At 71.4% G+C, this 19214-nt stretch carries 18 protein-coding genes; 13 read left to right on the top strand and 5 right to left on the bottom strand.

The annotated features are described in order from the left end of the window. Positions 1-12: 12 nt before the first annotated feature. From ACIBMZ_RS24920 to ACIBMZ_RS24910, 3 genes are read right to left on the bottom strand one after another with little or no spacing between them, the layout of a single operon-like run. A complete protein-coding gene (locus ACIBMZ_RS24920; protein WP_396697712.1) occupies positions 13-363 on the bottom strand; it encodes a hypothetical protein in 351 nt (116 codons plus the stop codon). Then, on the bottom strand, positions 360-899 hold the full coding sequence (locus ACIBMZ_RS24915; RefSeq protein WP_396697710.1) for a hypothetical protein: 540 nt from the start codon (positions 897-899) through the stop codon (positions 360-362). Before ACIBMZ_RS24915 ends, ACIBMZ_RS24920 begins: the two co-directional genes overlap by 4 nt. 8 nt (positions 900-907) lie before the next feature. Continuing rightward, complete coding sequence (locus ACIBMZ_RS24910) at positions 908-1480, bottom strand: NADPH-dependent F420 reductase (protein WP_396697708.1); 573 nt, start codon at positions 1478-1480, stop codon at positions 908-910. A gap of 1035 nt (positions 1481-2515) precedes the next feature. On the opposite strand from ACIBMZ_RS24910, the gene ACIBMZ_RS24905 reads away from it, so the two are divergent. From ACIBMZ_RS24905 to ACIBMZ_RS24845, 13 genes are all read left to right on the top strand, one after another. Then, positions 2516-4300 carry a CRTAC1 family protein gene (locus ACIBMZ_RS24905; protein WP_396697706.1) on the top strand — a complete coding sequence of 595 codons (1785 nt, stop codon included), beginning with the start codon at positions 2516-2518 and terminating at the stop codon, positions 4298-4300. Then, entirely contained in the window at positions 4297-5337 is a 1041-nt protein-coding gene (locus tag ACIBMZ_RS24900; RefSeq protein WP_396697704.1) for an enediyne biosynthesis protein UnbU, read from the top strand. Before ACIBMZ_RS24905 ends, ACIBMZ_RS24900 begins: the two co-directional genes overlap by 4 nt. Positions 5338-5408: 71 nt before the next feature. Next, positions 5409-5642, top strand: coding sequence for an acyl carrier protein (locus ACIBMZ_RS24895; RefSeq protein ID WP_396697703.1), 234 nt, complete (start codon positions 5409-5411; stop codon positions 5640-5642). Further along, positions 5639-6844, top strand: a complete 1206-nt coding sequence (locus tag ACIBMZ_RS24890; RefSeq protein ID WP_396697701.1) for a beta-ketoacyl-[acyl-carrier-protein] synthase family protein — start codon at positions 5639-5641, stop codon at positions 6842-6844. The genes ACIBMZ_RS24895 and ACIBMZ_RS24890 overlap by 4 nt, the downstream gene beginning before the upstream one ends. After that, entirely contained in the window at positions 6841-7587 is a 747-nt protein-coding gene (locus ACIBMZ_RS24885) for a beta-ketoacyl synthase N-terminal-like domain-containing protein (protein ID WP_396697699.1), read from the top strand. The genes ACIBMZ_RS24890 and ACIBMZ_RS24885 overlap by 4 nt, the downstream gene beginning before the upstream one ends. Further along, positions 7584-8369, top strand: coding sequence for an SDR family oxidoreductase (locus ACIBMZ_RS24880; RefSeq protein WP_396697697.1), 786 nt, complete (start codon positions 7584-7586; stop codon positions 8367-8369). Before ACIBMZ_RS24885 ends, ACIBMZ_RS24880 begins: the two co-directional genes overlap by 4 nt. Before the next feature lie 9 nt (positions 8370-8378). After that, positions 8379-9638, top strand: coding sequence for a beta-ketoacyl-[acyl-carrier-protein] synthase family protein (locus ACIBMZ_RS24875; RefSeq protein WP_396697695.1), 1260 nt, complete (start codon positions 8379-8381; stop codon positions 9636-9638). 1 nt (position 9639) lies between these two features. Further along, positions 9640-10653, top strand: coding sequence for a class I SAM-dependent methyltransferase (locus ACIBMZ_RS24870; RefSeq protein WP_396697693.1), 1014 nt, complete (start codon positions 9640-9642; stop codon positions 10651-10653). Continuing rightward, positions 10650-11651, top strand: coding sequence for an NAD-dependent epimerase/dehydratase family protein (locus ACIBMZ_RS24865; protein ID WP_396697691.1), 1002 nt, complete (start codon positions 10650-10652; stop codon positions 11649-11651). Before ACIBMZ_RS24870 ends, ACIBMZ_RS24865 begins: the two co-directional genes overlap by 4 nt. Next, positions 11648-13321, top strand: a complete 1674-nt coding sequence (locus ACIBMZ_RS24860) for an NAD(P)-binding protein (RefSeq protein WP_396697689.1) — start codon at positions 11648-11650, stop codon at positions 13319-13321. Before ACIBMZ_RS24865 ends, ACIBMZ_RS24860 begins: the two co-directional genes overlap by 4 nt. Positions 13322-13379: 58 nt before the next feature. After that, the gene (locus tag ACIBMZ_RS24855; protein WP_396697687.1) at positions 13380-14576 is read left to right on the top strand and encodes a glycosyltransferase; all 1197 of its coding nucleotides are present in this window, start codon (positions 13380-13382) and stop codon (positions 14574-14576) included. Further along, positions 14573-15547, top strand: coding sequence for a DUF1702 family protein (locus tag ACIBMZ_RS24850; RefSeq protein ID WP_396697685.1), 975 nt, complete (start codon positions 14573-14575; stop codon positions 15545-15547). The genes ACIBMZ_RS24855 and ACIBMZ_RS24850 overlap by 4 nt, the downstream gene beginning before the upstream one ends. Further along, positions 15544-16338 carry a DNA-binding response regulator gene (locus ACIBMZ_RS24845; RefSeq protein WP_396697683.1) on the top strand — a complete coding sequence of 265 codons (795 nt, stop codon included), beginning with the start codon at positions 15544-15546 and terminating at the stop codon, positions 16336-16338. The genes ACIBMZ_RS24850 and ACIBMZ_RS24845 overlap by 4 nt, the downstream gene beginning before the upstream one ends. A gap of 6 nt (positions 16339-16344) precedes the next feature. Here the strand turns inward: ACIBMZ_RS24845 and ACIBMZ_RS24840 are convergent, their stop codons facing one another. After that, on the bottom strand, positions 16345-17769 hold the full coding sequence (locus ACIBMZ_RS24840; protein WP_396697681.1) for an NDP-hexose 2,3-dehydratase family protein: 1425 nt from the start codon (positions 17767-17769) through the stop codon (positions 16345-16347). Then, entirely contained in the window at positions 17762-18970 is a 1209-nt protein-coding gene (locus tag ACIBMZ_RS24835) for a class I SAM-dependent methyltransferase (protein ID WP_396697679.1), read from the bottom strand. The genes ACIBMZ_RS24840 and ACIBMZ_RS24835 overlap by 8 nt, the downstream gene beginning before the upstream one ends. Positions 18971-19214 lie beyond the last annotated feature (244 nt).

Raw genomic sequence — 19214 nt, 5'->3', positions numbered from 1 at the left:
CTGCCCCGGCACCTATCGGCGTTCCGATCGCGACGAGGTCGGCGACGGATCGTCCGATGGCTCCTCGTCGGACGGTGAGGCGTCCTGGTCCTGCTCGGAGTAGCGCCACATCGATCGGGTCTCACCGGTCCGGCGGACGCCCGCCGGCCACGATCGCGCCAGCACCGCGAGCAGGAGCAGGACAATCACGTTGAGGGCGAGCACCGCGCTGGTGAGCGGATCGGGCGGGGCACCGTGCTGGTGACCGGACGACGGCGCCACCGGTGGTGCGCCCGGCTCGCCCTGACGCAGCGCCAACGCCACCCCGACGGTGACGATCAGCGCGCCCGCCGCGAGGCCCCACTGCCGGTGGCGTGATCTCATGAGACGCCGGCTCCGGTGAGTTCGCGGGGTGCGCAGGTGCAGGTCATCTCGTCCGCCTCGTCCGGACCGGGGCGGCGGTGCAGGAACATGGCGACGACCATCGGCAGGAAGACGATGCCGTTGTAGAACAGGTGCAACTCGACCCGGGGCACGACGAGCTGGGCGATGCTCACCGGGCCGGCCTGACCGAAGAACGTGGTACCGGACTGCACCTGGATGAGCAGCAGCAGATGCTCGAAGTGATGCCAGACCTGGATGCCCAGGGCGACGGTCCACCAGGTCTTGGCCGTACCGGTGAAGCCGGGCCGCAACGCGATGAACCCGGCCAGCATGATCAGGGCGTACGCGTAGTGCATCCACTCCTCGGTGACCAGCCACGGGAACGGCATCCCGAGGACGCCACGGGACTCGGCGGGTGTCCAACCCAGGCCCCAGATCTGGAACGCCTGCACGAGGTGCTCGGCCCAGTGCGCGACCACGATGACGAGGAAGAGCAGTAGTGCCGGACGGTGGTACTGGGAGTTGAGCCGATTCATCGGGGTCCTCACTTCACGGGTGCTCGGAGGTCGGGGGTGGACGAACGGGCGACGCCACGTGGAGATGGTTGGGATGACGACCCATCACCGTCGATGGGCGATGGCGGCTTCTGGAAATCGACGTGGATGGTGACGCGTCCGGCGCCGGGGTGGCGGACGCTGATCTGGCGCAGCAGGACGGCGAGTGACTCCAGGTGACGGCTGGTGGCGATGCCGCCGGCATCGATTGGCGCGAAGCCGAGCGCGCCGGCCAGCGCGAAGACGTCCCCTACCGCCGACGCGTGGTCGCTGGCCACCGGCAGCGAGATCGGTCGCCGGACGCCGGGGATCTGCGCGATCAGCGCCGCCGGTACGGTGTTGAACGCCTTGGCGACCCGCCACCCGGGTGCCGCCTCGGCGATCCGTTCGCCCGCCGAACGACCCACCCCGCCGGGGTCGAGGGGCGTCATCGTGGGATTGGTGACGTCGACGAGGGTGCGCCCGTCGCCGTGTCCACCGAGCGGGCCGCCGGCCATGGCGAGGGCGATCGGAAACGGCACCGCGAGAATGACCACCGAGGCCCAGGGCAACAGCCCTTCCACCTCCCTGCGGACCGATTCCGGACCGCGATGGCGACCGCCACCGCACTGCCGTACCGGAAGGTCGGCGGATCGTAGTCCGCGCGCCAGCGCGAGCCCCATCGGCCCGGTTCCGACGATTCCGATGTTCATGTCGACATCCGGCCCCGGATCACCCGGAGCCCGGCGGGGTGAGACGCCGAGAAACGGTGTGCGGCCCGGCGGAAGAAGCGGTTTCCCGCCGCACCGGTCCGGCTCGCATCGCCGTCAGCACGGCTGTCTCGTAGGGGGTGAGGAAATGGTCGCTTCCGTCGTATTCCTCGGCTGGATCGGATCGGTTGACACCGGTAGCACCATCGACTCCCTTCAGTGGAGGGTGCCGTATCGAGCTTCTGAGATTTAGCAACTTACGCGGCCGAAAGCAAGGGGTTGATCGACCGCGGGCGTTCGCAGTGACGCCTGCGTCGCGTGCCGGGACGACACGCGACGCAGGACGAGCGTCACCCCTCGTCCGGCTGGACAGGGGCGGTTCGCCGCTGCGGACAAGGTACTCGACTGTGCGCGGTGTCGTCTTCGCAAACGACCGTTCAGCACTCGCATCGGCTGAGTTTTCCCTGGTCAGAGGGGCTAAATTTTGGTTGACGATAGTCGCATCTCGATGCTGGGAAGCCCTCTTCCCACTTGCGCCGGCCATCTCACCTGTGGGATAACCACCAGTGTGGAAGTTCCGCCGACGGACGGTGGCTCCCACAGTGGACGGTCCCGTCAAGGTTGATTGTCATGGCTTCGGTGGTCGCTTTTCGCGTCCAGGACGCCACCGTTGTCTTCCGCTCAAGCGAACGCGACGCCAGCAGTTCCTCCGGTTTCTCGCTGCAGGTCGGCTGGCACTTGAGAACTGGGAGTGCGATGCCGATAGGTTTCCAGGGACGACCGATGTACCAAGCGGCGCTCGTCGCAGTTCCGCTCGTCGCGATAACGCTGGGATTCGTCGTCCCGTCCGCCCCGAGTTCGGCCGACGCCGAACCCTTTGCCCTCAGTGTCACTGCTATTGATCCGGCGGTGGATCCGGTCCGAACGGTCCGCAAGGTCAATGCCTCCGTCGACCACATCGCGCCGTGGATCAGCTCGGTGGGTGCCGGCGCCGCCGTCGCCGATCTCGACGGCGACGCGTACGCCAACGAGGTCTGCCTGGTCGATCCGCGATCGGATTCCGTCAGCGTGCACCGAATCGACCGGAGCACGATGCGCAGCAGTCCGGTGGTGACGCTGCTCGACGAGAACGGAATCGCTCCGGGCGCGGCGGGACAACGGCTCGCCTACGACAAGGACACGCAGGCCCCGATGGGCTGTCGACTCGCCGACCTGGACGGCAACGGCTGGACCGACGCCCTGGTCTACTTCTGGGGACGCGGACCGGTCGCCTACCTGAACTCCGGTGGCATGACGTTCGCGCCGCACGAGGTGCTCGACGGCGGTGCCGACCTCGACTGGTACACGAACACCGCGGTCTTCAGCGACCTCAACGGTGACGGCATCATGGACATCTTCATCGGCAACTACTTCGCCGACGGCGCCCAACTCCTCGACACGGGATCGCCGAAGCGAGTCGACATGAACGACTCCCTCTCCCGGGCGATGAACGGCGGGAAGAACTACGTGCTGCTGGGCCGGGGCGGATTCCCCACCGTCTCGTACGAACTCGTCGCCGACGCCTTCTCCGAGGACCACTCACGGGGCTGGACGTTGGCGGTGGCCGCCGCCGACATGAACGGTGACGCGTTGCCGGAGCTGTACGTCGCCAACGACTTCGGTCCCGACCGCTTCTTCGTCAACCGGTCGGTCGACGGCGAACTGAAGTTCGAGAACGTCGACGGCGGCAACAAGGGACTCCTCAACCCCCGGTCCACGATGATCGGTCGGGACTCCTTCAAGGGCATGGGCGTCACCATCGCCGACGTCGACCGCGACGACGAGTACGACGTCTACGTCAGCAACATCACCCACGAGTACGGCCTGTTCGAGAGCCAACTGCTCTTCCTCGGCGACGGTGTGCGGGACGACGGCGTACCCACCTTCCGGCCGGGAGCCGAGGCCCTCGGCCTGGCCCGTACCGCCTTCTCCTGGGACAACAAGGTCGGCGACCTCGACAACGACGGGCGGGTCGAGCTGCTCCAGGCGACCGGTTTCGTCCGCGGCCCGGTGAACCGATGGCCGGAGATCCAGGAACTCGCACTCTCCAACGACACGTTGATCGCCAACCCCCGCGCCTGGCCCGACCTGAGGGACGCGGACATCAGTGGTGCGGCGCCTCGGGTCGTCATGACACCGACAGACGACGGCCGGTACGCGAACGTCGCGGAATCCTCCGGCCTTGACGATGGGGGCGTGATGCGGGGCATCGCACTGGCCGACATCGACGGCGACGGCGACCTGGACTGGATCGAGGCGAACCAGTGGGCGGACGCCCGGCTGGTCGTGAACGACTGCGACGGCTGCGACGGGTTCGTCGGCCTGCGGATCCTGCGCAGCACCGAGGACGCCTCCCCCACCGGCCCCCGTACGCCGCAGGTGATCGAGGGTCTGCGGGCCACCCACGAGGTGCGGGGCGCGGCCGCGATGGGCGCCACGGCCACCGTGACCACCCCGAGCGGCAGCACGTTCCGCTCCTACGTCGACGGCGGCAACGGACACAGCGGGCAGAGCAGCACCGACGTCCACTTCGGGCTCGGCGACGACGCGGGTGACACGAACACGGTGGCGCTGACCTGGCGAGACGCCACCGGGACGGTGCAGAACGCCGAGGTGCAGGTGGGCCGCGGCTGGCACACGGTGGTGCTGCCATGACCGGGACGTTGACGCTTCCCACCCCGACGGCGCCACCCCGTACCCGACTGCGGGACCTGCCCGCGAAGATGCGGCCGACCGACCCGGCGAAGCTGCGGCTCGCGGCGCTGCGTCGGTTCGCCGTCGCGATCATGGTGCTCAACATCGTCGGCCATCTGTTCCTCGGCTTCGAGCAGACCATCGCCCAGATGATCCTCGTGGTCCTGATGTGCTACCTGACCGAGATCGCCCTCGAGACGCTCGTGGCCAGGCGGGACGCGCGACGGCCGGCGTATCTGGCGCGTACCGAGGCGCCCACCCGACGCGAGCGGGTGCTGTCGCTGGTCAACTTCCTCCTGCCGGCGCACATCAGCGGATTCGCGCTGGCGATGCTGCTGTTCATCAGCGACCGTCTCGACCTGTTCGTCGTCGCCGCGGTCGTCACGATCAGCAGCAAGTACATCTTCCGGGTCCGGACCGGGCGGGGCGACAAGCACTTCTTCAACCCCTCGAACTTCGGCATCACGGTCATGCTGGTGCTCTACGCGAGCACCGTCAGCATCGCGCCGCCGTACCAGTTCACCGAGAACCTCGGTCACTTCGGCGACATCGCGCTGCCCGCCTTCCTCGCCTGCCTGGGCCTGTTCATCAACTTCATCTTCACCGGCAAGCTCCCGCTGATCTTCGCGTGGATCGGCGGCTTCACCGCCCAGGCGGCGCTGCGCGCGGTGTTCACCGACGACACCTCCTTCCCGGCCGCGATGTCCCCGCTCACCGGGATGGCGCTGCTGCTCTTCACCCTCTACATGATCACCGACCCGGGTACGACGCCGAGGTCCACGTCGGGCCAGATCACGTTCGGTCTCTCGGTCGCCGCGGTCTACGGCGTCCTGATGCTCTTCCACGTGGCCTTCGGCGTCTTCTTCGCCCTCACGATCGTCAGCGCCTGCCGCGGAGCCGGACTGTGGATCGCGGCGCGGCGAGAGTCGCGTACGGCGTCCACCGGAGCCCGCGCCGAGCAAGGCGCGCCGACGATCGCCCCGAACCACGCGCCGTAGCGGGCCCCGAACGAGTTAGTCGTCACCTGGCTCCGGCGTTCGCGCCGGTGGACGGGTCGAAAGGAGAAACCGTGGAACTCACCGAGACACTTCGAGAGACGGTCGCGATGTTGGTCATGGCCGAGCCGGAGGAGATCGGCCTCGACACGTCCTTCGCCGAGTTGGGGGTCGACTCGCTGGGTCGCCTCGAACTGATCGCCCACGTCGAACAGCACCTCGGCAAGATCCTGCCGGAGAACGAGACGCCGCAACTGGACACCATCAACGAGGTCGTCGAGTTCGCCGAGTCCCTCGCGGCCGCATGACGGCCAGGACACCCGTGGTCACCGGTCTCGGCGTCGTCAGCGCCGCCGGCATCGGTGCCACGCACTTCTGGCAGGGTCTGCGGCAGGGCACACCCCGCTTCCGCGAGGTGTCGCTGTTCCCGACCGACGACCTGGCGAACCACGTCGCGGGCGAGATCGGGCCGTGGACGCCCGGCTTCGACGCCCTCGACGCCGACCGGCTCGACGGCGACCGGACCGCCACGTTCGCGCTCGCGGCGTTGGACCAGGCGATCGCCGACGCCGGACTCGGCGACGTCCGGCCGGGCCGCGTGCTGGTCGGGACGACGGTCGGCGACGTCGCCGATCACGAGAGTGCGCGGCGCGAGGCCGTCCGCAGCGGCGCCGGTCGGCCGGGGGCGCTGGACGTGGACACCTCACTGCGTACCCGGATCTCGCGGCACCTCGGCGGGTCGGTCCCGGTGGAGCTGTTCGTCACCGCGTGCGCCGCGGGCAACATGGCGCTGATCCGGGCCGCGCAGCTCGTCGCCGAAGGCTCCGCCGACGTCGTGGTGTGCGGTGGGGCCGAGGCGTTGTCGCGGATGGCCTTCACCGGCTTCTCGCGGATGCGCGGCATGGCGCGGGAACGCTGTCGCCCGTTCAGCGACGCGCGGGACGGACTGCTGCTCGGCGAGGGCTCCGCCTTCCTCATCGTGGAGTCGGCCGCGCACGCCGCCGCCCGTGGCGCACCGGTACGCGCGACGATCGCCGGATACGGCCTCACCTGCGACGCCAAGCACCCGGCGGCACCGGACCTGTCCGGCGACGGGGTGGCCCGGGCGATGCGGTCGGCGATCGCCGGCGCGGACCCTTCCGACGTCGCGTACGTCTGCGCCCACGGCACCGGCACGCCGCAGAACGACGCCGCCGAAGCAGCCGCCTACCGCACGGTCTTCACCGGGTCGCCCCCGCCGATCAGCTCCATCAAGGCGCTCATCGGGCACTCCCTCGGTGCGGCCAGCGCGATCGAGGCGGTCGCCTGCACGCTCGTGCTCGCCCACCAGCAGACGATCCCGCAGTGGGGTCTCGACGACGCCGGCACCTCGCTCGGCGTCCGGCCGGCGACCGGCGGTCGCGACGAGGCGGCCCGGATCGACCTGGTGCTGAACAACGCGTTCGCCTTCGGCGGCAACAACACCTGCGTCGGCCTACGGCGTCCCGCGTATGAGGAGGCCACCGCATGACGAACGAGATCCACTGTGCCACCGCGTCGGTCGCCGCCACCTTCGACCTCGGTCGGGTCGCGCACCTCACCGGCGTCCCGGCTCCATCGAGCGACCTGCCCGCCCTCGTCCGCCGGTACCGGTCGGCGCGTTCCGCCGTGGTGGTCCACGCCCTACAGGCGTGGCTCCAGGACGCCGGGGCCGACCTGCCCGCCCCGGAGCGTCGCGGCATCGTCCTCGGCACCGAGACCGGCGCGGGCCCGGACATCGACGAGTTCCTCGACGAGTCGATCCGCCGGGGCGACCACCTCGTCAACCCGGCGCTGTTCCCGATGACCGTGCACAACGCCGCCGCCGGCAACGCGGCCATCGCCGCGCAGTGCCGTGGCCCGAGCGTGGTGGTGAGCGCGGGTACGGACTCCGTCTGGTCGGCGCTCGACACGGCCCGCGCGTTGCTCGTCGACGGCAGCGCCGACCTCGTGTTCGTCGGCGGCTTCGAGTCACGGCCACTACCCGACGGCACCACCGGTACGGTCGCCGCCTTCACCGCACTGAGCACCGACCAGGCGGCGTTCGGGAAACGCCACCTGGGGCCCCTGGACGCGCAGTCACACCGGATCGGCGTCGCGTCGGGGCCGGGCCTGCGCCAGGCCGGGGACGGCGGCGGCATGGCGGCGCTCGTCGGGTTCGCGAACGCGTTCACGCCGGAGCCGGTCGCCGCAGGCGTGGCCGGTTCGGTGGCGGCGGGGGCGGTCCCACGATGACGGCCCCACCAGCGGTCGACAGTGACGCCACGACCTCGGACCGCACGACACGGTCGACCACGTTCGTCGTCGGCGCCAGCGGCGACCTCGGGCGAGCCGTGGCGACCACCCTCGTCGACGCCGGCCACCGTCTCGGGCTCACCTGTCACGCGAACGAGGAGGCGTTGCGCGACCTGCTGACCCACGCCGACAAGGCCGGCTTGGACAGCGTCGGGCGCCGGTGCGACACCCGGAGCCCGGAGTCGGTCCGCGCGACCTACCGACACTTCGTCGAGACGCTCGGGCCGCCGGGCGCACTCGTCTACTGCACCGGGATCCGACGCGACCGGCCGCTGTTGCAGATGGCCGACGAGGACTGGGCCGACGTCCTCGACACCAACCTGCGGGGAGCGATGCAGTTCGTCCGGTTGGCCGGGGCGGACATGGTCCGCGCCGGGTTCGGCCGGATCATCCTGGTCTCCTCCGTCTCGGGGCGGGCCGGCGTGGCGGGCCAGGCGAACTACGGCGCGAGCAAAGGCGGCATGGAGGCGATGATCCGTGCGTTGACCCGCGAGTTCGGGCAGTTCGGCGTCACCATCAACGGCGTCGCGCCGGGGCTGGTGGAGTCCGCCATGACCGCTGACCTCCCGTCCGCCGTCAAGCGCGCCTATCTGAGCCGGATCCCGCTGCGGCGCTTCGCGGAGCCGGAGGACGTCGCCCCGCTCGTGGGCTTCCTCGTCTCGGACGGCGCTCGATACATCACCGGGCAGACCTTCGTGGTCGACGGTGGGCTGACCGCATAGGAGGCGCGGATGACCAGGCCAGTGGTAATCACCGGACTCGGCGTCGTCAGCGCCGCCGGCATCGGCATCGACCAGACCTGGCGCACGATCGAAACCGACCCGCCGTGCGCCCAGATGGTCGAGCTGCCCTCCGCGCGTCCGGAGGACGGCACGTTCAAGGTCTTCATGGCGCCGGACTACCGCCTCGCGGACGTCACCGAGACGTACGTCGACGGTGCCCAGCTCGAACGCGAAGGCATCGACCGGCAACGCGACATCAAGCACCTCGTCGCCGCGGCCGGACTCGCCATGGACGACGCCGGACTGCGCACCTTCCCCGACCTCGACCTGCGGGAGGTCGGGCTCGTGGTGGCCGACGAACACCCGGGCGTCGAACGTCTGGCCCGCACGCTGTACGGGGCGGTGGCCGAGCACGACACCGGCACGGCACAGGCCGGCTACACCGACCTGTCCGAGCAGATCTTCGCGCTGAACACGTTCCTCGCGCCCTATCTCGTCGCTCGCGCACTGCACGTCGGCGGCGAGTGCGGCTTCGTCAACTCCGCGTGCGCGTCGGGCCTCACCGCGATCGACAACGCGGCCACCCAGATCCGGCTCGGCCGTACCCCGCTGGCCGTCGCGGTGGCCTCCGACGACCCACTCAGCTCGGGCAAGTTCCGATGGTTCGCCGACATGGGCCTGTACGCGCCGGACGGGGTCCCCCGGCCGTTCGACCCGGCGGCGTCCGGCACCGTCTTCGGCGACGGTGGCGCCGCGGTCGTGTTGGAGGACGAGGAGCACGCCCGACGTCGTGGCGCCCGGATCTACGGTCGCCTGCGCGGCGCCGGGTTCACGCAGGACGGATGGCGCATCAGCGCACCCCACCCGGCGAGCGGCAACCAGGGCCGGTCCATCCGGCGGGCGCTGCGCGAGGCGGCCCTCGACGCGGCGCAGGTCGACGTCGTCGTACCGCACGGCACCGGGATCCGGATGATCGACACCTACGAGGCCCGGACGATCCGGCGTCTCTGGCCGGACCAGACCCGGCAACCGGTGTGCCTGCCGCTCAAGCCCTACGTCGGGCACAACCTCGGCGGGTCATCGCTGCTGGAGACGGCCCTGCTACTCAAGGCCATGGCGGAGCGGCGGCTGCCCGGGACACCCGGCGCGCAGTCCGCCCACGGCCTCGACCTGCCCACCGGCTGGACGTCGAAGCACATCCGGTACGCCGTCAAGTCCGCCGTCGGTTTCGGCGGGTTCTACGGCGCGATCGTCCTGGAGGCGATCTGACATGACCGACCGGACCCGGACCGACACCGGCCACGTCGACGCCCACGTGGACGAGGCGTACCTCGACGCGTGCGCCGACGCGTGGCAGGTGACCGGCGACCTCGCGCAGTCGATCCTGGACACGCTCGACCCCGAGGCGGTGAACCCCACCGACGAGCATCGCCGACACTGCGTCGCCTGGCTCCGCCGTGCCGCCGAACGCCGGACGCTCCCCCGGACCACACCGGTGCTCGACCCGTCGGCGGGTAGCCACGCGCCGACGGTCGACCTGCTGCGCCATGCCGCCGGGGCGTACCCCGGCTTCCTGGACGGCACCTCCTCCGGCCGCAAGATCCTGCTCGCCGGGCCGGGCATGCGGCTGTGGCACGGCTACTTCCAGTCCGACAACCTGCTGTACCGGCCGCTCAACGCCGCCGCCGCAGCGGCGGTCGAGAACACCCTGCGCACCGGTGGCGGCACCCGGATCCTCGAAGTGGGCGCCGGCACCGGCGGGGCGACGGCACACCTGCTGGCGCACTGGCCCGACGACCTGCGCGGCACCTACGACTACACGGTCACCGACATGAGCGCCAGCCTGCTGGTCGGCGCCCGCCGCAGACACAGCGGGAACACCCCGGCCCCGGTACGCCTGGAGTTCCGCCGGTTCGACTTCGACCTCGCCGACGACCAGGGCCTGGCCCCGCACGGCTACGACGTCGTGCTCGCCGTCAACGCGCTGCACGTCGCCGCCGACATCCCGTCGACCCTGCGCCACCTCCGGTCGCTGGTCCGGCCCGGCGGCGCGCTGGTGCTCAGCGAGTCGCTCTGCGCCACCGGCGACCTCGTGCACCAGGAGTTCATCTTCAACCTGCTGCCGTTGTCGGCCGACGCATGTCGGCGGGGCAGCCGTTTCCATCCGGCAGCCGCCTGGCGGGCGTACTTCGACACCGCCGGGATCGACGCGCAGATCCAGGTCAACAGCGCCGGCCCGGAGCTGGTGATGGTGGCCGTCGCCGCCGGGGCGGGCACGCCGTGAGCGGATCGCGGACGCCGGAGGCTCCCGGTCGCGTACCGGCCGTCGCGGCGGCCACCCCGCGGCCGGTGCGGGTCCTGGTCACCGGGGCGACGGGCTTCCTCGGCAGGTGGGTCACCGAGGCGTTCGCCGCCCTCGGTGACCACGTCACCACCTTCCCGGGTCGGGAACTCGGCGTGGCGGTGGCCGGTCCGGGCCGCGCGTTGCGCCGGGCGGTGGCCGAGGTCGACGCCGTCTGCCATCTCGCCGCCGCCACACCGTTGCAGCCCGGTCGACGGACCACCCGCACCTACGCCCGGTGCAACGTCGACGCGACCCGTCTGCTCCTCGACGCCGTCGCCGGGACCAGCAGGTGCCGGTTCGTGTTCGCGTCGACCGCGATGGTCCGTGGTCTGGGCCCGACCGGACGGCACTCCGAGCGGGCCGCCTACGCCGAGTCGAAGCTGGCCGCCGAGGAACTCGTCGAACGGTACGGCTTCGGTGTCTCGTTGCGGCTCAACGCCCTCGGCGGGCCGCGCACGCCGACCGACCGGGGCATCGTCGCGGCGGCGCTTCGTGCCGCCGACGAGAACCGGCCGTTCGACGTCTACGGCGACGGCTCGTCGGGCCGCGACTACCTGCACGTCCTCGACGCGGCGCGGGCGGTCGTCTGTGCCGCCCGCCGCCCGGTCGCGGGCTACCGGGCCGTCGAGATCGGCAGCGGCCGGCTGTCCACGATCGAGGCCGTCCTCACGACCGTGGAACGCGTCACCCGGCGGCGCGTGCAGCGTCGGCACCTGCCGGAACGCGCCGACGTCGACGACCGTCCCGCCTGCGACCTGCGTCCGGCCCGCGCGGTGCTCGACTGGTCGCCGCGCCGGTCCGCACTCGCCACCCTGGTCGGCGACCAGTGGGCCGAGCAGCAGGAGCCGGGCACCTTCTCGACGTGCCTGCGGTGGACCCTGGACCCGTCGGGCCGGCCGCTGACCATCGTCACGCCGCGAGCAGGAGGCCGACCATGACGACCACACCCGAGTTCGACCTGATCGTCGTCGGTGCCGGCGTCGCCGGGTTGTCGGCGGCCTTCTACTGGATCACCGATGTCGACCGGGACGCGCGGGTGCTGATCGTCGAGGCCGGTACGCAGCTCGGCGGACCCGCGATCCGGCACACCTTCGACGTCGACGGACGGCGGCTCGTCTCGCCGGGCGGCGCCCAGGAACTCACCTTCCCCTCCGCCTTCGCCCCCGCCGTGCGGTCCGCCCTGGCCACCGTCGGCGTCGACACCGACCGCTTCCACACCGACACGGTGGCGCGGCACTACACCGACCGGGGTGCCGGCGGCCACGGCCTCGCCTTCGCCGCGTCGGTCTGGGGGCGAAGCCACCTGGCCGCCCACGGCCCGTCCGACGCCGTGGACCTCACCGACGCGCCGCTCGCGGCAAGGGCCAGAGGGCAGGTCGCGGCGCTGGTCGACGAACCCACCGACTGGCTGGCGGGCCGGACCGATGACGAGAAGCTCGCCGAACTCCGGCGGCGTAGCTGCGACGAGGTTCTTCGCGACTTCGCCGAACTCGACGAGGACACCCACCGGTTCCTGCGGTACAGCACGTCGGCGCAGTCGGGCATGACCTTCGACCAGCATCCCGCCCTGGACGCCGCGCTCATCGGATATCTGGGCCTGGACGGGATCGGGGTCCGCCCCAGCGGCACGCCGTGGGCGGGACTGACCCGGACCGGCGCGAGGTTCTTCCCGCACCTGGACCCACCGATCTTCCGCTTCCCGGACGGCAACGCCACCGTCGCCCGGGCCCTCGCCCACCACCTGGTGCCCGACCTGTTCGACGCCGACACCGTCGACGACCGGCTGACCGCCGAGATGTCCGTCGACGCGCTCGACCGCCCCGACAACCAGGTACGGATCCGGTTGAACGCCACGGCCACCGCGCTGCGTCACGTCGGCCCCGACACGGTCGAGGTCGAGGTCGAGGGGGCCGGGGCGGCCACGATCACGTACCGGGCGCGGGCCGCGATCGTCGCCGCACCCGCCCACACCACGGCGCGGCTCGTCCCGGAACTCGGTCCGGAGCAGCGGGCCACCGCCGCCTGTCTCGGCCGGTACCCGATCGTGTCGGCCTCCGTCGCGTTGCGGAACTGGCGCGCGTGGCAGTCGCTCGGCGTCTCCCGGCTCTCCTGGCCCGGTCACCCCACCTGGCAGATCGCCGGGCTGGAGTTCCCGGTCGCCATCGGCGCCTGCGCACCGTCGCCGTCACCCGACGAGCCGACGACCGCGACCGCGCTCGGCGCGCTCACCGTGGCGGGTACCGCACCCGCCGCTGGCGCGGCCGCCGGCCGGCGACGGCTGTACGCCGCCGGGGCATCCCAGGAGATCGCCACCGAACTGCGGAACCTGCTGGCGGAGGCGCTCGCGCCCGGCGGCTTCGTGGCCGACCGCGACATCGCCGACCTCCGCGTCGAGCTGTGGCCGCACGGCTACGCCCGGTACGCCACCTCGCGTGACCGTCCCGGCGACGGCAGTGCCACGACCGACGCCAGGGGCCGGCTCGCCGACGGTGTCGGACGGATCGCCGTCGCCGGTGTCGACGTCATCGACCATCCCTTCCTCGACGGCGCGATGGAGTCCGCGCATCTCGCCGTCACCCGTCTCGCGAACGGCGCCGACCGCCGATGACGACCCGCGTCCCGCACCACCGCCCAGGGCACCACCGACCACGGAGGAACGACTCGACATGAGGTTGCTGTTCAGCAGTCTGCCGGCCCACGATCACCTGCTGGAACTGATCCCCGTCGCGGAGGCCGCGAAGCGCTGCGGCCACGACGTCGCCATCGCCGTGTCGGGACGCTTCGCCGCCACCGTCGAGGCGCTCGGCATCGAGCACATCACCGCCGGTCCCGACTGGGTCGGCGACTTCCTCGACAGCCTCGACGGTGACGTCCTCCCCGATGAGATGGAGGACTTCACCCAGAACTTCATGGCCGAGCTGTTCTGCGGAGAGGCGTGTGTCGCGATGGGCGACGACGTCTCCCGGGCGATCGCGGACTGGAATCCCGACATCGTGCTGCGCGACACCGGTGAACTCGGCGGCTACCTCGCCGCCGAACGGGCCGGACTGCCGCACGTCACCGTCGGGGTCCTCGACTTCAACGGCATGATGCTCGGCAAGGGTGTGGTCGCCGCCCTCGACCGCCGCCGCCAGCAGTTCGGACTGCCGCCGGACCCGGACGGCCTGCGGCAGTACGCGTACGGCCACCTCAACATGCTGTCGCCGACCTTCGCGCCGGAGGAACTCGAACTGCCCAACGTGTTCACCGTCCGGGTGGACGGCGTCCGGCGCGGCGAGGTGCTGCCGGAGTGGATCGGCGACCTGGTCGACGACGAGCGACCACTCGTCTACGCCAGCTTCGGTACGGCGGCCTCGACGATCCCCTCGTACGGGCCGCCGCTGGCCAAGGTGATCGCCGGCATGGGCGCGGTCGACGCGAACGTCATCGTCTCCACCGGCAAGGGACTGGACTGGCACGGCAAGGAGATCATCGAAGGGGTCCCGGTGCCGGAGAACGTCCGGGTCGTCGAGTGGGTGCCCCAGGCGCTGCTCATGCGCTCGGTCGACATGCTGCTCACCCACGCCGGCCCGGCCACCGCCCGCCAGGCGATCGTCAACGGCGTACCCGTCGTCGCGGTGCCGCTGCTCTTCGACGCCTTCGAGATCGCCAACCGCTTCACGCAGCACGGCATGGGCGTGCAGTTGGACTGGACGAGCTTCACGCCGGAGGACGTCGCGGCGGCGACGACCACCGTCCTCGGCGATCCGGCGTACCGGCGGGCCGCCCGCCGGTTGCAGGCCCGGACGCTGACGGTGCCGCCGATCGACGACGCGGCGGTCGGCTTCATCGAGCGGGTCCACGCCGAGAACCCGCGCCGATGACCGGCACCGGCGACCGGGTGCGGTCGCGCATCGCGGCCCGGATGGCACTCACCGACGAGCGGCTCGACCGTCGACTCGCGCTGTTCACACCGGTCGACGCCGCCGCGGGCGACCTCGTCCGGGCGATCAGCCGCGAGTTCGCGGCCGGCTTCAACGACACCCTGCGGGCGTACGATCCGGCGGCGGTGAGCGCTCGGGTGGACGGTATGGCGGACGACTATCTCGCCCCCTTCTATGTCGAGGGCGCCGCGATGGCGCTCGCCGCGGCGGGAACGCTCTATCCGATTCGGGCCCGTACGGCACACCACCGCCTGCTCGCCACGCTGCCCGGCCACCGGTACCTGATATTCGCGGGTTGGGGCTGGTGGTACGCCGTACGGCCGTTCGCCGCGCGCGCGATGAGACGCAGTCCGCTCTGGCGCCAGGACAGCCTGTTCACCGGCCTCGGTGTCGACGGCATGGCGTTCGCGACGTGCTTCCTCAACGCCGCGCCACCGCGTTTCGACGTGCCCTGCCCCTTCCCCGAGGCGGAGTACCGGGCGCTGTGGTCACAGGGCTACGGTCGGGCGCTCTGGTTCGTCGCCGGCGGTCGACCGGAGGTCATCGAGGACCAGCGCGCGCGGCTGGCCCCTGCGCTCAGACCGGAGCTGTACGCCGGTCTCGGCCTGGCGACCGCCTTCGCCGGGATGCGCCGGATGCGGCGCATCCCGGCGGCACCGTCGGATCAGGAGAGCGAGCGACGCGCCTTTCTCCAGGGAGTCGCGTTCGGCCTGACCGCACGCCGGGAAGCCTCACCCCGCAGTTTCGCGCGGTTCCTCGACCAGCTCGGCCGGTCCGACGCCGGCTGGGTCACCACGGTCACCGACCGGTGCCTCGCGCCGCCCGAGCGGGACGCCAGCCGCGACGGCGGCTACGTGGCCTGGCAGCATCGGCTGCGCACCGAACTCCCGGTCCCGGAGCGATCGGCATGAGCAGGCCACGGCACGTCTGCGCCATCCGGGACCCGATCCCCGCCTACCGGCAGGGCATCGCGCGGGAACTCGACAACGCCGGCTACGAGACGGCCGAGCCGGGCGACTGCTACGCCTGGATCCGGCGGTTCCGGCGGGCGGCCCACCCCACCGAGTACCGCCTCGCCGTGCTGCTCTCCATCCGCAGCGAGTCCGACGTCGACGTGCTCGCGGCGCTCCGGGCGCACGACGAGCAGGTGGCGCTGCTCGCCCTGCTCGTGGACCCCGCCGCCGACGACTACCGGCGCGCGCTCGACGCCGGGGCCTGGGGTGTCGTCGACTACGCGGCGTCTCCGGACGAGATCGTGGCCGCGCTGGAGGCGACGTGGGCCGGCGCCGTCCGGCTGCCCAGGGCGGTCGCCGTCGACCTGCTCAGTCGGCCCGGTCGGGCCGAGACGGAGCTGTCGGTCGACGAGTCCGACGTGCTGCGCCTGGCGGCGCTGGCCAGCGGATGGAGCGTCGAACGGCTCGCCAGCCACGAGAACTTCTCGACCCGGGCGATGTTCCGACACCTCCAGGAGCTGTACCGCACGCTCGGCGTGTCGAACCGGCACGAGGCCGTGGTGGTCGCCGCCCGGCACGGTCTGCTCGACGGCTCCATGGAGGCCATGCGGGAACGTGCCGCGGACGACGGTCGTCGTGGGTCCGGCACCCGCAACGGCACCGCCACCAGGGCGGTGCTGGCCGACAGCGCACACCGCGTGGACCGGCAGCCCTCGGTCACCGGGTCGGCGGCCCCGAGCCGCCGGTGACGCGGGTCAGGCCGCGGTACGCGCGGCCGGTCGCGGTAGCGGTGTCGTCCTCGACCGCGACTCGCCCGCCACCGCACCGACCAGGCACACCAGCGCGCTGCGCGCCTGCATGTTGACCTGGTGACTGTGCACCAGCATGGCGATCACCTCGCTGACCGGGCACCACCGGAAGCCCGCCGGGGCGTCGTGGTGGTCGACCAACGCGACGAGATGCCGACAGCGACTGTGCAGGAAGCGTCCGCCCTCGTCGGACAGGACCGCGTCGAACAGGACCGCCTCCGCCGGACTGTCGAGCAGGCGGGCCAGCAGCTCCGCCTCCGCGCCGGACCGTGGCGTCTCGCCACCGGCGATCTGCACGGTCGGCCCCAACTCGACGTCGTCGACGAGGCCGGGCTCGGGACAGGCCTGCATGAGCAGGTGGAGTTCACCACCATGGTCGGCGACGGCGAGGCCCACCACGCCCAGCCCGACCGGCCGGATCATCGGTTGGCACCACTGGTCGACCTCACGTCCCGCCGCGTCGACGCTGACCGCGACGACCTCGAAGCCCGTACCGTCGTCGCGGCGGAGCGCGTCCGCGCCGCGTCGCCAGCCCTCGAGGTCCGGCAGGGCGACGCGGACGGAGACCGACGACTGCCGGGCACGCTCGGCCGAGAGCCAGCGGGCCAGCGGCCGTACGTCGCACCGGGCGGCAGCGGCCAGGGTTCGGGGCAGGACCGGCAGCCGCGCCCCGGACAGGGCGAACTCACCGGGCAGCGTCCACGGCGCACAGCCCAGGACGGCCCGGGTGTCGGCGTGCACGAGGTCGTCGTCGTGCAGCAGCGCCAGCAGGTCGGCGAGGTCGATCCAGCGGAAACCCTCCTGCGGCGCGAAGCGTGGGGTCCGGACGATCATCACCCGGTTGCGCTTGCGCCAGAACACGCCACCGTGCTCGGACTGCCGCGAGTCGACGACGACGTCCGCCGTGGCCGGGTCGAAGAGGTCCAGGTACGGGACCGGTCGGCCGCCGTGCACCCGTTCCCGGTTGCTCCGGGTCGCCTGCACGGTCGGCGACAGTTGGATGCCGTTGATGTTGCCGGGTTCGGCCTTCGCCTGGACGAGCGCCGCGTAGCCCCGGTCGGAGCGGGTCACCGCGATCGCCAACAGGCCGATCTCCGGCTGGTCGACCATCGGTTGCATCCACGAGTGGCGGCCGTCCTCGGTCCGCACCCGGTGCCCCCGGACGGCGAAGAATCGACCGCTGCCGTGTGTGAGGGCGGGCTCCTCGGCCCCGGTGATCCAGCCCGGTACGTCATCGAGGGGAAGCCGGGACGGTCGCGCGTACCGGATGCGGCCCATCGCCTCACGCCAGTGTCGTATCTCGTCGAGCAGCGACGGGTCGGCACGCGACTCGACGAGATGCGACGGGGTGGCCACCCGGCGGTCAGTCAATCCGCACCTCCGGCACGTAACGGATCCACCGACCGCCGCGCTCGACGAACTCCTGTTCCTTGGCGACGATCTCGTCGGCGTGGTTCCAGGCGAAGAGCAGGAAGGTGTCCGGGTAGTCGGCGAGGTTCTGCGGGAACGGCTCGACCGGGATGCCGGAACCGGGAGTCGTCCGGCCCTGCTTCTCCGGTGTGGTGTCGTAGACGACCGGCAGCAGTCCCGGCCCGATGTCGCAGTAGTTCAGCACGGTGGCGCTCTTCGCGGTGGCGGCGTATCCGGCGACGCTGCGGCCGGCCTTCCGCTCGTCCGCCAGGACGTCCCGGAGCTGCTCGCGGCGGTCGGCGACGCCGGCAGCGAACGCCTGCAGCCGGGACAGTTCGTGTGTCCCGGCACGGTCCTCGGTGGCGATCAGCGCGCCGACGGCGGGCGTGGGGGTACGGCCGCCCCGGGCGAGCGTGTAGCGCAGCTCGCCACCGTGGACGCCGAGGTGCTCGACGTCCACCAGCGCGAACCCGTACAGCGCGGCGATCCGCGCGACCGAGGTGGCCGAGAAGAGATAGAAGTGCTCGTCGTAGATCTGGTCGAACGAGCCGAGACGCAGCACGTCACCGAGGTAGGGATCCTCGAAGACCACCACGCCGTCGTCGGCCAGCAACGTCTCCAGGCCCGTGAAGACGCCGTGCAGGTCGGGGATGTGGCACATGGTGTTCGCCGCGTAGACGACGTCGGCGGGGCCGAACTCGTCGCGTACCCGGGCGGCGGTGGTGGCGTCGAACCACTCCGCACGCGCGTTGACCCTGCGGGCCACCGCCTCGTCCACCATGTTCGCCGCCGGGTCGATGCCGAGGTGTCGGATGCCGCGTTCGGCGATCGTGGCGAGCATGGTGCCGTCGTTGCTGCCGATCTCGACCACGAAGGGATCCGGTGACTCCAGCCCGGCGACGAGGCGCTCGGCGGTCGCGGCGAAGTGCGACGCCATCCGCCTCGACGACGAGGTGCGGAACGGGTACTCCTCGTGGAACATCCGCTCGACCGGGACCGGATCGGCGAGTTGGACGACGTGGCATCCGTGGCAGACCACGGCCCTGAGGTGAAGCCAGAATTCGTCGGAGGGATCGTCGGGAATGCGGAATGCGTCGGACAGCGGTTGCCGGCCCAGATCCAGGAACTGCGTCACCGCGTCGCCACAGGCTCTGCAAGGCATGTAGCGGATGCTAGGCGCTCGTCAGGGCCGTGGCCTGGCGTCCGGCGTGGATCACGCGGACCGCGTCGTAACCGTGTCGGCCGGTGTCACGGGTGCGCCATGTTTTCTGGCGCGCCTGTCGGATCGACTGGCGTGATTCACCGGTGCCCGATTCCGCAATGCGCTCCTAGGGTTGCGATTACGAGCGAATCTCGGTCCGGCAGCAATCACACCCGTCAAGACGACTCGCACGAAAGGTCCGATG

The sequence above is a fragment of the Micromonospora sp. NPDC049900 genome, assembly GCF_044461025.1.
Classification (GTDB): domain Bacteria; phylum Actinomycetota; class Actinomycetes; order Mycobacteriales; family Micromonosporaceae; genus Micromonospora.
Note: the sequence above shows the minus strand (reverse complement) of the source record. Positions and strands in the feature narration are given on the sequence as shown.

Bases quoted from the DNA above. Each gene is read 5' to 3' on its own strand.
- ACIBMZ_RS24855 (WP_396697687.1), top strand. From the start codon at position 13,380: ATGAGGTTGCTGTTCAGCAGTCTGCCGGCCCACGATCACCTGCTGGAA.
- ACIBMZ_RS24900 (WP_396697704.1), top strand. From the start codon at position 4,297: ATGACCGGGACGTTGACGCTTCCCACCCCGACGGCGCCACCCCGTACC.
- ACIBMZ_RS24915 (WP_396697710.1), bottom strand. From the start codon at position 899: ATGAATCGGCTCAACTCCCAGTACCACCGTCCGGCACTACTGCTCTTC.
- ACIBMZ_RS24875 (WP_396697695.1), top strand. From the start codon at position 8,379: ATGACCAGGCCAGTGGTAATCACCGGACTCGGCGTCGTCAGCGCCGCC.
- ACIBMZ_RS24890 (WP_396697701.1), top strand. From the start codon at position 5,639: ATGACGGCCAGGACACCCGTGGTCACCGGTCTCGGCGTCGTCAGCGCC.
- ACIBMZ_RS24860 (WP_396697689.1), top strand. From the start codon at position 11,648: ATGACGACCACACCCGAGTTCGACCTGATCGTCGTCGGTGCCGGCGTC.
- ACIBMZ_RS24880 (WP_396697697.1), top strand. From the start codon at position 7,584: ATGACGGCCCCACCAGCGGTCGACAGTGACGCCACGACCTCGGACCGC.
- ACIBMZ_RS24885 (WP_396697699.1), top strand. From the start codon at position 6,841: ATGACGAACGAGATCCACTGTGCCACCGCGTCGGTCGCCGCCACCTTC.
- ACIBMZ_RS24835 (WP_396697679.1), bottom strand. From the start codon at position 18,970: ATGCCTTGCAGAGCCTGTGGCGACGCGGTGACGCAGTTCCTGGATCTG.
- ACIBMZ_RS24870 (WP_396697693.1), top strand. From the start codon at position 9,640: ATGACCGACCGGACCCGGACCGACACCGGCCACGTCGACGCCCACGTG.
- ACIBMZ_RS24850 (WP_396697685.1), top strand. From the start codon at position 14,573: ATGACCGGCACCGGCGACCGGGTGCGGTCGCGCATCGCGGCCCGGATG.
- ACIBMZ_RS24920 (WP_396697712.1), bottom strand. From the start codon at position 363: ATGAGATCACGCCACCGGCAGTGGGGCCTCGCGGCGGGCGCGCTGATC.
- ACIBMZ_RS24845 (WP_396697683.1), top strand. From the start codon at position 15,544: ATGAGCAGGCCACGGCACGTCTGCGCCATCCGGGACCCGATCCCCGCC.